The following is a 14,831-nucleotide window of genomic DNA, read 5'->3' as shown; positions in this document are numbered from 1 at the left end:
AGTTATAGGTTAAGGATTTAGCCCTGATAGAAGTGAAAATCCTTTTGTGCCGGGGTTCGGCACAAAAGATTGAAACGGATAGCAGGAAAAAGCTCCTAAAAAAATCAATCATCAATCACCCGAGCCGGAAGGGCAAACCGGCAACTCAATCATCAATCAATCATCATCAATCAAAAAACGAATTGTTCAATCTAAAAAAAACAAAATGAAATTATGAACATTGAAAACACAAAAGCACAGATGCGCAAAGGTGTTCTTGAGTTTTGCATCTTATCGGTACTAAAAGAAAAAGACGCATATACCTCAGAAATACTAGACACTTTAAAAAACGCAAAATTACTAGTTGTTGAGGGAACAGTTTATCCACTTTTGACTAGGCTGAAAAACGACGGTTTGCTTAATTATCGATGGGAAGAATCTACATCAGGACCACCAAGAAAATATTATGGATTAACCGAAATAGGACAAACATTTTTAAACGAACTTAGCGGTACCTGGACAGAATTGTCTGACGCCGTAAAACTAATCACCAATCAAAATCAATAAGTCATGAACAAAACAGTAAATATTAACTTAGGCGGTATGGTTTTTCACATCGATGAAGACGCATATTTAAAACTGACACGCTATTTTGACGCTATAAAACGATCCCTTACCAATTCTTCCGGACAGGACGAAATTATTAAAGATATCGAAATGCGTATCTCTGAATTATTAATTGAGAAACAAAAAAGCGACAAACATGTTGTAGGACTGAAAGACGTTGATGAGGTGATTACCGTTATGGGACAACCTGAAGATTATATCCTTGAAGACGAAGAAAAAACAAGCCAGTCTTTTAGCGACTACGGAGCAAGAAAACACAAAAAATTGTACCGTGACAAAGAAAAAGGTATGATTGGTGGTGTAGCAACCGGTCTAGGACATTATTTTGGAATTGATGCAGTTTGGATCAAGATTATCTTCTTAATATTTGTTTTCGCAGGTTTTGGAACCGGAATCTTAGCTTACTTTGTTCTTTGGATTGTGACTCCTGAAGCGATTACCACTTCAGAAAAACTGGAAATGACAGGGGAACCGGTTACCATTTCGAACATTGAAAAAAAAGTTCGCGAAGAAATTGAGAACCTATCTGATAAATTCAAAAATGCAGATTATGACGCAATGGGAAACCAGGTAAAGTCGGGAGCTGAGAGAATAAGTAGTTCATTTGGAGACTTTATCATGACGGTTTTTAAAATATTCGCTAAATTCTTAGGAGTGATTTTAATCATGTCAGGAATCAGTGTTTTGATCATGTTACTGATTGGTGTTTTCACTTTAGGAACGAACGTTTTTGTTGATTTTCCATGGCAAAACTTTGTAGATGCCGGAAACTTCACAGATTATCCGCTTTGGTCATTTGGTTTATTAATGTTCTTTGCTGTTGGAATTCCATTTTTCTTCCTGACTCTTTTAGGTTTCAAATTGTTATCTCCGAACCTGAAGTCTATTGGAAACATTACCAAATATACTTTGTTAGCGATTTGGATTATTGCAGTTGCGATCGCCATCAGCATCGGAATCAAACAGGCAACTGAGCTTTCTTACGACAATAAAATGGTAGAGAAAAAAGCGATCAACATTACAGCAAAAGATACGCTTTACGTAAAGTTCAGATACAATGATTATTACGCAAAAGACCTGAACCACCATAGTGATTTTGAATTTGTACAGGACTCAGCCAACAATCAGTTAATCTATTCGAACGATGTTCGCCTGCATGTTTTACATACAGATGAGGCTGCACCTTACATTCAAATTGAAAAAACAGCCAGAGGTAACTCGTTTATCAACGCGAAACAGAGAGCAGAAAAAATCAATTACAAGTTTGAGATTAACGGGAATCGTTTAGTTTTGGATAATTATTTTCTGACAGATGTAAAAAACAAATTCAGAGGACAGGAAGTGGATGTATACTTGTACTTACCTGAAGGACAGTTGTTCAAACCAGATGCATCTGTACAGGATTACGACGCTTCTGAAAATGATTTTTTCAACTTACACTTTAGCGGTAACTACAGCTACAAAGTAGAAGGTTCTAAAATTAAATGTCTTGACTGCCCTGCCGAAGAGAATGAGTATGGGGACGAATACGAAGATACGTCTGAAGAAAGTTACATCGAGAAAGATACCGTAAATGGAGTTTCCATTGAAGTGAACGGAAAAGAAATTTTAAACGCAAAGAAAACCAAAGGAAAATTAACCACTGATAAAAACGGAGTTGTAATCAAAATTAACTAGGCCATGATAAAAATAATCATTCATATTACAAAATTCATTATTGCAGCAGTTACTGCATTATTGTTTGCCTCTTGTAACTTTAATGTGAATACTATTAAAGGAAGCGGAAATGTTACTACTGAAAAAAGAATTGTTCAGGGCAATTTTACGAAAGTATCGGTTAGTACTGCAATCGATCTGATTATTATCCAATCTGATTCTACGGAAATTGTTGTTGAAGCAGATGATAACATCCAACAGGAAATCATAACAAAAGTGGAAAATGGAACTTTATATGTTAAATGTAAACAAGGTTCTTTCCGTGATATTACCAAGAAAAAAGTAACGGTAAAAATGCCTGTTATTGATAAATTAGAATCTTCAAGTGCAGCCACGATTACGAGCAAAGGCCTGATTCAGGGTCAGGATATTAATCTCGAAGCCTCAAGTGCTTCAACATTAAATGTAAATATCGAATCGGATAACATTACTTGTGATTCAGACAGCGGAAGTTCTATTGGACTGGAAGGAAAAGCATTAAAAATGCAGGTCTCAGCTTCAAGCGGCGGTAGTATCAATGCTCATAAATTATTCGCAAATGATATACACGCAGAAGCTTCAAGTGGAGGAGATATAAATGTTCACCCAATTGTAAACCTGAAAGCAGCAGCCAGCAGCGGCGGAACTATCAATTATGACATCACTCCAAAAACAATTGAAAAAACTGCAAGTTCAGGAGGAACGATTAGTAAGGAATAAACCTTATTTATCTGTTAAATATAAAAAAATCATTCATCGAAAGTGGATGATTTTTTTATATTTGTCAAAATCAAATCTTAGAATTAATGAAAAAAAATACAGCCTTACTCCTATTATTATTGGTTACTACTTTAACTTTTGCGCAACGAAGAGAAAAAATAAAAGGTTCTAAAATTGTAACGACCTCCGTAAAAGAAGTTGGTGCATTTGATGGCATTGAAGCTGATGACAATTTAGAAGTATACCTGGAACGAGGTGAGAAAAACGAAATTAGAATCGAAGCCGATGACAACTTGCACGAGATCATCGGAATGGATTTAAGAGAAAAAGTACTTCGCCTGTACACCACCAAAGAGAGTACTATTTTTAAAAAGCTGGTTGTTCACGTTATCTATACCAGTTCGTTAAAAACGGCAATCGCTAAAAATGAGGCTGTAATTTATGCCATTCAGGAGCTTCAGTTAGACGACATCACGTTCCACAGCTTTGATTACGCCAAATTATTATTAAACGTAAACTCTAAAAAATTCAGTTTGTTTGCAGATGACAAATCTAAAACTGAACTGAACTTAAAATCGGAAGATGCTACTTTACAGCTGAGCAAAAATTCTTCGATCAAAACATTAGTTTCTGCTATAAAATTCAAGTGCGATTTATACCAAAAAACAACTGCCGCTATTGAAGGTATTGCCGAAAAAGCGACTATTCGATTAGACAATAACTCCGTTTTTACAGGAATTAAATTTACTTTAAAAGAAGCCAATGTTACCACCGAAGGTTCTGCCGTTGCCACTATACTGGCCGAAAACACGCTGGCGATTGCAGCCGGAGACAAATCGGAGATCTCTTTATTTGGGAATCCAAAAATCGACCTTACCCGTTTTAGCGAAGAAGCCAAACTGATCAAAAAACCAAGTCCGGTAAAAGCTAAGGCAGCTACGCCGTTGCAGGGGTAGAGTTTGTGGTTTGGAAAAGTTTCAAGTTTCAGGTTTCAAGTTGGAATGAGGGGAATTGATAAAGCGATAATGAACACCTAACCTACTAATCTCGCAGAAACGCAAAGACGCAAAGTTTTTACTTTTTAAAATATACCGGGCTGACTAACTGGTAAACAAAAAACAAAAAGTCCATTCGCAAAAACGAATGGACTTTTTCTATTTTAAGAGTTCCAACAACTTGAAACTTGAAACTTTCAGACTTGAAACTCTGCTTTGTTCCTTTGCACCTTTGCACCTTAGAAACTAAGAACCTCAGCCCCCCAGAACCTTTTCCGTTACTCTTTTGAAGCAAGATATCTCTCTGCATCCAAAGCAGCCATACATCCGGTACCAGCAGCAGTAATTGCCTGACGATATACGTGATCGGCAGCATCTCCGGCTACGAAAACACCTTCTACATTTGTTTTAGAAGTTCCCGGAACATTTACGATATAACCGGTCTCATCCAATGTGATGTACTCAGCAAAAATATCGGTATTCGGTTTATGACCAATGGCAACAAAAAATCCGGTTGCCGGGATGTCAAAAACTTCGCCGGTCGTTTTGTTTTTTGCTTTTATCGCATGTACTACGCTGTTGTCTCCTAAAACCTCAACAGTATCGTGATTCATTAAAATCTCAATATTTTCAGTTTTACGAACGCGTTCTTCCATGATTTTTGAAGCTCTGAATTTTTCACTTCTTACCAGCATCGTTACTTTTTTACAAAGTTTAGACAAGTAATGTGCTTCTTCACAAGCTGAATCTCCTGCTCCAACAATAACAACTTCCTGATTACGGTAGAAAAACCCGTCACAAACAGCACAAGCCGAAACTCCGCCTCCCATTTGCAAATAATGCTGCTCTGATGGCAAGCCTAAATATTTAGCCGAAGCCCCTGTAGAAATAATAACGGTTTCACAGTGTAACTCGATCGTATCGTTAATCCAAACTTTATGAATATCTCCTGAAAAATCAACTTTTGTAGCCCATCCATCACGAATATCAGCACCAAAACGTTTTGCTTGTTCTTGTAACTGAATCATCATTTCCGGTCCTGTAACACCATCAACATATCCTGGAAAATTTTCCACTTCGTTAGTTGTAGTCAACTGACCACCTGGCTGCATTCCCTGGTATAAAACTGGATTCATATTTGCTCTGGCAGCATAAATAGCAGCAGTGTAACCCGCCGGACCAGAACCAATAATAAGGCATTTAATTTTTTCGATTGTATCTGACATAATATGATTGTATTATTAATTAATGGTCACAAAAATAAGTTTTTATTGTCGGAAATAAGAATGGATTGCATTAGTTTTAACTATTCTCTAATAGAGAATTTATTCCCGTCGGGAAATTGAAAATCTTTTCCTGCTTTGTCTTTACAATTAATCGATAAGGTTATTAGAACCACACTCACAACGGGAGATCTCTTTTCGTTCAATACTCCTGCTATTTCAGCCCTTTTCTAAGTTTGAAATCGCTCCGGCTGACAACCAAAAGAACCTGCCTCTTTTAAAATCTGAATTTAATTTTTACTTATATTTGACAGGCTTATTGATCGGGTATTTAAAAACAAAACATTAGCTATCAATATGAAAACAAAGGGCTGTTTTTTATACTTCGTATGGTGTATGGTCCAGATCGTATCCGGACAGTCCTTGCGATCAGACGAAATTCGCTTTTTAAATTTCACTCCTGTGATCGACGGAAAACCGGATCGCCAACTGCTGCATTTGAAGCAAAAGGAATTCCATCACTTTTTTTCATTCGACAATGCGGGCGCCAGCCGCACGAAGGTCACTTATCTGATGGGTTATACTCCCACACATCTCTATTTGTATATCGAGGCCGCAGCTGATAGCATTACCTATCGGGACAGGGGATTCATCAATGGTGACGGATTTAAATTACTACTGGCAAAACCGCAAAAAGATTCCCTTACCGACGAGTATTACGATATTACATTTTCGCCTTCTAAGGACAAAAAATACTGGGCAAGAAAAAGAATCTGGGATTACAACAGAAATCAAAGCCATGGAAAAAAGTTAAGTTCCGAAACCCGCTTTGAGGAAACCTTTTATGACGGGAAAGCCAGATTTGAAGTCTTATTGGCCTGGAAAGATGTTGAGCCGTACCATCCGTGGTTTTCCAGCCAATTGGGATACAACCTCTATTTTGCAAAAGCAATCGCAAACGATGCTGCTGTGGGTTATTCGGTTGTTAAAGATGAAGGCATATGGGATGAGGAAATTCCGAAAAGAAATTTTATTCCAATCGTTTTTGAAAAACCAAAAAACAACAATACAGCCGTTCTGATCGCTAAACTTTCTCAAAGAAACATCCGCGTTGATGATGCTGTGCAGGTAGATTTGATGACACTATCAAAAGCGGCCGAAAACAGATCTATTGAAATCACGATTCGGAATAATTCGTCCAAAATAGTGCTGGATACCAAAATCAACTGTACTCTTAAAAATAAAATACAGCACAAACTTACTTCTCTTCAATTCCACAATCCAAAACCGGGTCTTTATCATTTTCTTAGCCGTGCGGGTAAGGATACGATTGGACAGTATGATTTTGTTGTTTTTCCCAAATTTAATTTTGACAGCATCCGTTTGCAAATCACACAGAATCAACATCATTTAGCCTATGGAACCGTAAATACCTTATTGTTCAAAGCAAATGAAGTAGAAAAGCAACTGCTTCAATTAAAGTCTTATGAAACCGGCAAGAAAATACTGGAACAGTACTTTCTTTTTGAAACGGAATTACTCTCTTTTTTAAAAGGAACTGATCCATACAAAGGCATTACAAAACCTTACCGCAGGGCTTTTAAATCAAAATACGACAACAGCTTTCAGCCTTACACCATAAAACTTCCCCGGGACTATTCTCCTGCAAAAAAATACCCTCTTCTGGTATTTCTTCATGGCAGCGGACAGGACGAACAGACTGTGCTGAATCAGGCAAGAAGCGGAGGTGATTTTATTGAAGTAGCTCCATTTGGCAGAGACCAATACAATTGTTACGATTCCGACAGCTCGCAAAAGGACATTGCAGAAGCCATAGAAGATGTACTCACACATTTTTCGGCTGACCCAAATAAAATGGTCATTGCCGGATTTTCGATGGGAGGTTATGGTGCCCTGCGAACTTATTATCAGCATCCTGAACTTTACAAAGGAGTGGCAGTATTTGCAGGGCATCCGGATTTGGCAAACGACTGGCTGGGTTCCGGACATCCAAATTTTCTGGAGGACCAATTTCTTACTCCCTTTTCAAAAATCCCTGTCTTTATTTATCACGGAAGAAAAGACGGAGCTTTGCCGGTTGCCAAAGCAGAAGAATTAATACGCAAACTTAAATCGAACGGAATTCGGGTAACTGAAAGAATAATGGAGGACAAAACCCACGAATACCCTGATGACGAAACGAACCAAATTTATTTTGAGTGGCTGACCAAAATCGCCGAAAAGTAACGGTTCTGATTCAAATAAAACCTAAAAAACTCTGATAACGACAAAAAAAAACCATTGCACAGAAACAAAAAGGTCTCTTCTAAATTTCTTTAAAAGAGACCTTAGCTTGTTGGAATTACTTTGTTCCGTATATTTCAAAAAAAGAATAGTATCTTTTATTGTACCATAATTTTCTCGGTTGACACGGCTCCATCCTGACGTACTTTCAGGATATAAACTCCTTTTTGCAAACCTTCAATAGGCACTTCTTTATTAGTGGTCTGAACAGAAAAAACCTTTTTCCCCGACAGATCAAATAGTTCCACCTCCATTACAACAGCCGATCTGGTTTGTATGTATAACCTTCCATGAGGCACAGGGTTCGGATAAACTACAAAACCTTCAATTTCAGTATTCACTACTCCCAAACTATTTTTTTCGACTGTTAGCTTATACGTTTTTGCTGTACCATCCTGAGCTGTAACTTCTATTGTAACAGCGGTACTTGCCCCCGCAGCTAAATTTATTTCCGGCGAAGCATTCCCACTGACCACGACTGTTCCGTTTACTTTAACCGTCGCATTAGCATCGCTGGTAACCGGCGTTACCGTTATGCTATTCACGTCAGCAGCTACCTTTGCGGTATAAGCTGTCGTTGCGGAGGAGAAAGCAGTACTCAAAGCTCCGGCACTCAAACTTAAATTACTTAAAGTAGCTACATTACTAAGTGTAGTAACCGTTGCAGGATTATTGGTACCTGTTGTGGTTAAATAGGTAGGAAAGGAAGGGCTATCTCCGTTTAACTCCACGACCATGACCTGATAGATTTCTTTCAAATCCAACCCTTTTATTTCTACTTCATTGCCAGGATTATTAGAGTAAGCAATAACATACCAGCCTGATGCTCCAATTTGATCACCCATACCAAAAACAGTGCTGGATAAAAAATAACTATTAGGCAGAACAGGGATGTCAGCTGTACCTGTACGCATCAACACCATCCTATTACTTCCATTCCCATTGGTCCAATGTACCGTGGTGCCTGTTGCGGTTGTATTGGTAAAAGTAAGCCCTGTAGCCTGAATGGTTGGTGAAGGATGAGGCCTGAAAACGTTTATGGTATAGGTTTTTACCATACCATTCTTAGCGGTTACCTCTATGGTAACAGCGGTACTGACCCCGACAGCCAAATTTATTTCCTGCGAACTGCTTCCGCTAACCACGGCTGTTCCGTTTACTTTTACCGTAGCATCAGTATCAGTGGTAGTTGGCGTTATCTTTATGCTGCTAAGATCATGAGCTACCTTTGCGGTGTAATCGGTCATTTCCGGGGAGAAAACGGTACTCAACGCTCCAGCACTCAGACTTAAATTACTTAAAGTATCAGAATGACCCGGCGTGGTGATTTCTGCGGGATTACCAGTGTTGGTTGACCTTAAATAAATCCAGGTATTGTTTACATAATTATATTCAAGCACCTGTACCTGATATAGAGTCTCTGGATTTAAACCGGTCACATCCACCATATTACCACCAGCAATAGCACCAACACAATACCAGCCTGATGTCCCAATTTGACTTCCCTGACCAAAAACACTATCACTAAAGTATGCAGAATAATCTTCTGGCATGGCATAGGGACTAGTACTTGTCCCCTTACGCATAAATACTATTCTATGGCTTCCATTCCCTCGTTTCCAATTAATGGTAGTTGTTGTTTTTTTGGTATTAGTAAAAACAATATCAGAAGCTTGTACAGTAGGCGCTTGCGCCACCGTTTGAAAAACTGAGAAAAAAGCGATCACATAAACCCAAAAAGGCTTTTTCGGGAAAAAGAAAGTAAAAGTACGAGTCATATTGAAATTATTTTTTACGTTGTTAATCATCTTTGATATTTATTATAGGATAATTCCTATTTATAAATACCCCGATAAAGTAACACAAAAAAAACGTCGGACTTTTTCATAAGTAACAACCGTAACGATAGTATCAATAACTGTAACTTTATTTAAAACAATCGCAGTACTATTTAAAAAAAGGAACCTCCGGCCTTCCCGATTCCGATCGGGACGCGATAACCGTTCTAACTATATCATTTAAGTATAGAGCAAAAAAAAAAGTCTTTCCAAAAAATGAAAAGACTTTTGTCGGGGTGCCCCGATTCGAACCTGCGGACTTCCCGATTTCTATCGGGACGCGATAACCGTTCAGATGCATCATTTAAGTGTAGAGCAAAAAAAAAAGTCTTCTCAAAAAATGAAAAGACTTTTGTCGGAGTGGCAGGATTCGAACCTGCGGCCTTCCCGATTCCTATCGGGACGAGATAACCGTTCGAATATTTCATTAAAGTGTAGAGCACAAAAAAAGTCTTTCCAAAATATGAAAAGACTTTTGTCGGGGTGGCAGGACGACCTACCTATTCCTTAATTCGTTGATTTTATTGGTGTTTCCAAGTACCCTTCCAAAAAGGGTAGCCGAATAGGTCTCATTTATAATGACTTACCTTATAGTCCTTTGTTTCCCTGATCAATTTAATCGCAGTCAGTCAATGTACTTTTATGGTTGTAAATATATGAAAATTGTTGTTCAGTGGCAAATTTAGGCCTTTTTTGTAATAGATGTTTTTTTGTTTCTAGTCCATTTCTATGCATCTTAATAGTACAAAATTCGAACTATTTGCTCGAAGATCTAAGGCTTATGAGTGATATATTGATTTTTTAGCGTTGCTTTACAATGTCTACTATTTGATCATGCACAAAGCAGTCTTTAAGCCTTTTAGTTCAAAAATTCACATACACTTGAACATAGAATTATGCCTATGATACATCAAAATTAAAGCCCTAATGTAACTTGAAAGCTTTTTAAACCAGACTTTATCTTTTCACCGTCAAGATTTTTGAATCCGTCAGTTATATCATGAATAAGATTTGGAGCAAAACGATATACTTTATTTCGTGCAAAAGCAGCTAACTGATAATTATTATATTTTTTAGCGCTAAGTTTATAATATGTACGATATCCTCTTAATTCCATTTGGGCGCCAGCAAATTCAATTACCGGTTTATCCAGTAATATCATGATTATATCTTCTAATGTTCCTGGACCATCAATATTTTCAATGAGCACCCACTGCCAATACCAATTTAAAAAACGGTTCATAGATCTTACCTGCATGATATTTAGTTCAGCACCTGTGTCCACGAAACTCCACATAGTCTCAACAGCGGTTTCTATAGCATCACAGAAAAAAGATTTTAAACCATTTTTTAAACGTTTGGGCTCGTACATTGAACAATATTTATATTCAGTTAGCAAGCCCCATACATCGGCCTGATAATCGGCTTCTTCAATTACCTTTGGAAACTGACCTATCCCGTTAGCTACCTCTTTAGTCAACCGATGCCCTTCTTTACTGTAATGTAATGCCTCATGAAAGAAAAACAGTCGTGCAGCCTGCATAATATCTGTATACGTTTTAGTTTTTAATCTTTTACTCAAGCCAAATAGGAAACCATCATCGAGTAGCCAAGTATTTGATTTCTCAATATATTCAAAGCCATCTTCTACATCTGTAGTTTCAGTGTCTATTTTATCATGTTTAAGACTGGTTTTATTAATATCGGTTACCGTAGTCCATGGATGACGGAAATGTTTACTAACTGTAGTGTATTCTTCATCCGATGCACATACCATTTGGAGCCAGTTATCAGATGCTCTGCCAGATATAGTCTTAATAAACGGCTTTAAATTATTCTCTAATTGCTCCTGCCATTTATCACGAATTTCTTTTGCTGAGATTCTGTCAGCCTCAGAAAGTACGACACGATTATCGACTTCTTTAGTCACCAGTACAGCCTCCTTATATTTTGGAGTTTCATTCCTGCTGAATTGGTAAGTTTGGATATAGGGGTATATAGTCGGATTTATTCTGGTGCCTAAGGCAAAGGGTAACCCCGAAGAAGACGCAATGAATAAGTGTATTTTTTCCCGATCACTTAATTTATTGGCATAGGCATTTAAAACTTTCTGGAAAGAATTCACTACATCTTGTATAGTCTCCTGATTAAAAAGTGAATCTACATCAGGCGTTTTTAAGCTAATGTCAAATTCATTTTCAGGGTTTGGAACAACTTCATAAGTTGATTGTCTATCAATATCAAAAGAGGTTGCCACTCGTATAGTTACATCACCTTTACCTTTTTGTACCTCGTTTGGCAACAAGGGCGGATTTATCGAAAACTTGTAATCAGGCGTAGGTTTTTCCGTTTCTTTATACCATTTATTTAATTTGTGATGTAATTGATAAATGGAATAAGAATGCGTATTTCCAATGAGGTAGCCAAGATGAAATGATACAGGTATTGGTGTTAGTCCGAAATATGCAATGTTAGCACTGGGATTTGCGTCGAGTACGGGCTTTACAATTTCTACAAATTTTCGTTGCTGGGATAAGGCAATATTGTCAAATGAAAGCTCATATAACTCACTTAGTTTTGCATTTCCTGCCTCAAAATCAATAAAAATGGTATCAGTTGTTTCATCTGCTGACAAAACCGACATGCATTCCTGCTCTGTAATCTTCCTATCTAAACCGTAATGCGCTATAACTATTGTTAATTTATTTATATTCATAATCTATTTAATAATTGGTGAAGGTTTAATATTTTTAATCGTTGCCACATACGCATCTTTTCCGAAAGGTTGGTTGTTTTGGATAGCAGAATATAAAGATTGTTTACCCGCCTTCTGTATTAGATCAGAAAAGCTATAAGGTGTATCCGGGTGCTTACTTGCTTCAACAAGTTCCGTGTAATCTTTGTCAGATAATTCGGAGCCTTTAAAAATTTGCTCAAATACAAGTTTCCTCGCGTCTGCATTTGGTCTGCCGAATTCTATAATCTGAGTGGCCCTACGTATAACCGCAGGATCTAAAACCTTTAGCCTGTTGGTTATCAAAATAACGGCGAGTGTGATGTTCTCCCTAGCAATTAGATCAATCTGCTTTATTAAAACGTTAAGCCCTGCACGATCCTCATGATGTGCCTGGTTTTGATCACGGTCAGTTGCAAGGTCATCGGCCTCGTCAATAATGAGAATCCCCATCTGATCGGATTTTATTTTAGATTTAACCTGCTCAAAAGCATCTGTAATACGGTTAGAAATTTCCCCAACCCTCCCGGCTCCTCGAATATTGGATGGGGTTTCAAAAACGATAACGCGTTTATCAATACGTTTTGCCAATGGCGAGCCTATGGAATGAGCTAAAGCTGTCTTACCGCAACCTACGTCTCCTGATAAGATAATAAGTGGAGTTCCAGCTATTAGATTTTGAAAAAAATCCAAACCTTTAGGATGGTGATGCTTCTGCCATTTTTCAATTTTTTTCTTATCAAAAAATAGTTCAAGATTATTCAGAAGTGTATTCTTCTGCTCATCAATAGCGATCAGATTATTATAAGCGGCCTCAGCGACCATATTGGGATGTTTCTGTTCTTGTAGTTTGACTTCCATTTTATTTTGTTATTTCAGATCTTTGTATTCTTAAGTTATTGCTTACATAATTTCTATCATGAATTTCATTACCCTTCGTTGCCGTGCCATTTCCCCAGCCACGGTCTCTTTGTAACTGTTCAAATGTTCCGGCAGGAGCATTGTCTGTAAGCTGAACAAATAATGTTGCGGTAGTATTTGTTGGGTAAGCAAAGTAATTAATACCTCCAGAATTTGCTCCAGTAGAGAGGTATCCGTATGAATCCACATTATACCTGTAACTTTTAAAGTTATCGCCCGAAGAATCTCTTAACTGCACTTCAAAAAACTTTACAACTTTTTTATTCAACACGTAAGTTAACTCTTCGATCCAACTTTCTGCCGAACCATAAGTAATAATCTGTCTATTTGCAAACCCTATGATATCCTCATAGGTATTTTGCATAACCGCTTTAACGTCGGACTCAGAGTAAGTTTCTGTTCCGGTAAATGTATATGTACTCATATCTTCTTTATTTAATAAATTAATCGCAGTGAGAAGAAAAAATAGTTCCAAACAATAGTTGCATTTGAGCCAAACTGTCTGCGTCTCGACCTTGCAAATCTGCAACAATAGCTCTATTCATAATTTCTGAAGCTTCTTGCAACCAGTCGGCTAATTCGTCAACTTGGTAACCTGCCCAAGATGTCACAATATTATTGTCATCCATAACTGGATCAAGCACATTCCAAGGCTTATAGCTATCAAGTTTAGGTGTCGAGTAATAGTCCTTAAACCAAATCGCCTCTTTATTTTTAACAATATGAGCAAGGTATGAGAACCAATTAGCCAGCGTTTGTGGATAAGTAGTATCATCACCACAAGTATCGTATGCTTTCGCACCTAACAGGTTTATTAAAAAGCTTGGCAGACACAGATTCTCGTCTGTTTCAATCTCTTTAACTTTACGCCACCATTTAAGGAGTCGGACACAATCATTAAAAGATACAATGCCGGTTGTTTCCTTTGTTGCAATAGTGCGCTTTCTGATAAATTCCCGATGTTTTTCAATAGAAGTAGTTATTATATCACCATTGCTTCTTATTAATGTTTGATATTGAGCCTTATCTGATTCAAACATTGGTACGATATCAAAGGTTAATTTTTCCTTCTCAAAAACAATGTTTACAGAGCTTTTAGTTGCCTCAATGGTATGATCAGGATAACAAGTTTCCGCGTATTTTTTAAAACGGGCGATTAATGGACCAAATTCCGTCTCCTTGTCCTTCTTAACAACAAATGGCAAGTCAATATCCTGTCCTTCTGTAGTGGTATTGCCCCGCATGTTGCGCCGTAAGCCTGTTCTGGTTGAAAACGAGCCAGAATAAGGCATATCGACAACCGTAAGTTCATCCTTCTCCGCTTCAGCTTTTATGCATTTCCTTACCTCATCAGATTTGATTTTGATGGCGTCACGAGTTTCTCTTGGTGGAGCTATCCAACTCACGAAATTCCTAATCCTTACATGTAATGTACTTTTTGTTTTATATGAACTCATATTTTTTACTTTATTTTAATAATCATTTTATATATCAGCTTTCAGCAAGAAATCATTTTAGATTTTTTATGTTAAGCTTTTTTAATCCTGTAATCTTTTTCTCCAAATAACAGTGTTGTGTCATGTTATTTCATCATTATTGGATATTCACAAAAAACTCCGAGCTACGGGCAACGCAAACTCCATTTTTAACGATAAAGCATTCTATCCAGTGTAGTCCAGTATAGCCAGAATGCTCTTTTTGCACAAGTCCACCTTTTCCTAATGTTTGTGCATGAAAGATACCTCCTCTTAATCCCATAAATGCATTTTTGGCTTCATCACCTGTATTCACAACC

Annotated in this window: 12 protein-coding genes; 5 read left to right on the top strand and 7 right to left on the bottom strand. The window is 37.5% G+C overall.

Translation table 11 applies throughout. The annotated features are described in order from the left end of the window. Positions 1–213: 213 nt before the first annotated feature. The 4 genes from ACN1CN_RS16665 (at position 214) to ACN1CN_RS16650 (ending at position 3,977) form a co-directional block, all read left to right on the top strand. Positions 214–546: a PadR family transcriptional regulator gene (locus ACN1CN_RS16665; protein ID WP_017498072.1), complete on the top strand. Its 333-nt coding sequence runs from the start codon at positions 214–216 to the stop codon at positions 544–546. 3 nt (positions 547–549) lie between these two features. Next, on the top strand, positions 550–2,283 hold the full coding sequence (locus ACN1CN_RS16660; protein WP_419136450.1) for a PspC domain-containing protein: 1,734 nt from the start codon (positions 550–552) through the stop codon (positions 2,281–2,283). 3 nt (positions 2,284–2,286) lie between these two features. Then, positions 2,287–3,021, top strand: a complete 735-nt coding sequence (locus ACN1CN_RS16655; protein ID WP_264525190.1) for a head GIN domain-containing protein — start codon at positions 2,287–2,289, stop codon at positions 3,019–3,021. Positions 3,022–3,107: 86 nt separating this feature from the next. Then, positions 3,108–3,977, top strand: a complete 870-nt coding sequence (locus tag ACN1CN_RS16650) for a GIN domain-containing protein (RefSeq protein ID WP_419136449.1) — start codon at positions 3,108–3,110, stop codon at positions 3,975–3,977. Between the two features lie 317 nt (positions 3,978–4,294). Here the strand turns inward: ACN1CN_RS16650 and trxB are convergent, their stop codons facing one another. Continuing rightward, positions 4,295–5,242, bottom strand: coding sequence for a thioredoxin-disulfide reductase (gene trxB, locus ACN1CN_RS16645; RefSeq protein ID WP_419136448.1), 948 nt, complete (start codon positions 5,240–5,242; stop codon positions 4,295–4,297). 393 nt (positions 5,243–5,635) lie between these two features. Here trxB and ACN1CN_RS16640 point away from each other — a divergent pair, with 393 nt between their 5' ends. Then, the gene (locus ACN1CN_RS16640) at positions 5,636–7,486 is read left to right on the top strand and encodes an alpha/beta hydrolase-fold protein (RefSeq protein WP_419136447.1); all 1,851 of its coding nucleotides are present in this window, start codon (positions 5,636–5,638) and stop codon (positions 7,484–7,486) included. Between the two features lie 155 nt (positions 7,487–7,641). On the opposite strand, the gene ACN1CN_RS16635 is transcribed toward ACN1CN_RS16640, so the two are convergent. From ACN1CN_RS16635 to ACN1CN_RS16610, 6 genes are all read right to left on the bottom strand, one after another. Further along, on the bottom strand, positions 7,642–9,351 hold the full coding sequence (locus ACN1CN_RS16635) for a cadherin-like beta sandwich domain-containing protein (protein WP_419136446.1): 1,710 nt from the start codon (positions 9,349–9,351) through the stop codon (positions 7,642–7,644). A 946-nt stretch (positions 9,352–10,297) separates the two neighbouring features. Further along, positions 10,298–12,097, bottom strand: a complete 1,800-nt coding sequence (locus tag ACN1CN_RS16630) for an SAVED domain-containing protein (protein WP_419136445.1) — start codon at positions 12,095–12,097, stop codon at positions 10,298–10,300. 3 nt (positions 12,098–12,100) lie between these two features. Continuing rightward, positions 12,101–12,976 carry an AAA family ATPase gene (locus ACN1CN_RS16625; protein WP_419136444.1) on the bottom strand — a complete coding sequence of 292 codons (876 nt, stop codon included), beginning with the start codon at positions 12,974–12,976 and terminating at the stop codon, positions 12,101–12,103. Position 12,977: 1 nt separating this feature from the next. Beyond that, complete coding sequence (locus tag ACN1CN_RS16620; protein WP_419136443.1) at positions 12,978–13,460, bottom strand: hypothetical protein; 483 nt, start codon at positions 13,458–13,460, stop codon at positions 12,978–12,980. A 19-nt stretch (positions 13,461–13,479) separates the two neighbouring features. Then, positions 13,480–14,493 carry a CBASS oligonucleotide cyclase gene (locus ACN1CN_RS16615; protein ID WP_419136442.1) on the bottom strand — a complete coding sequence of 338 codons (1,014 nt, stop codon included), beginning with the start codon at positions 14,491–14,493 and terminating at the stop codon, positions 13,480–13,482. A 136-nt stretch (positions 14,494–14,629) separates the two neighbouring features. Continuing rightward, on the bottom strand, positions 14,630–14,827 hold the full coding sequence (locus ACN1CN_RS16610) for a nucleotide-binding domain-containing protein (RefSeq protein ID WP_419136441.1): 198 nt from the start codon (positions 14,825–14,827) through the stop codon (positions 14,630–14,632). Between the last annotated feature and the right edge of the window lie 4 nt (positions 14,828–14,831).

The sequence above is a fragment of the Flavobacterium sp. T12S277 genome (assembly GCF_048514875.1).
Taxonomy (GTDB): domain Bacteria; phylum Bacteroidota; class Bacteroidia; order Flavobacteriales; family Flavobacteriaceae; genus Flavobacterium.
Note: the sequence above shows the minus strand (reverse complement) of the source record. Positions and strands in the feature narration are given on the sequence as shown.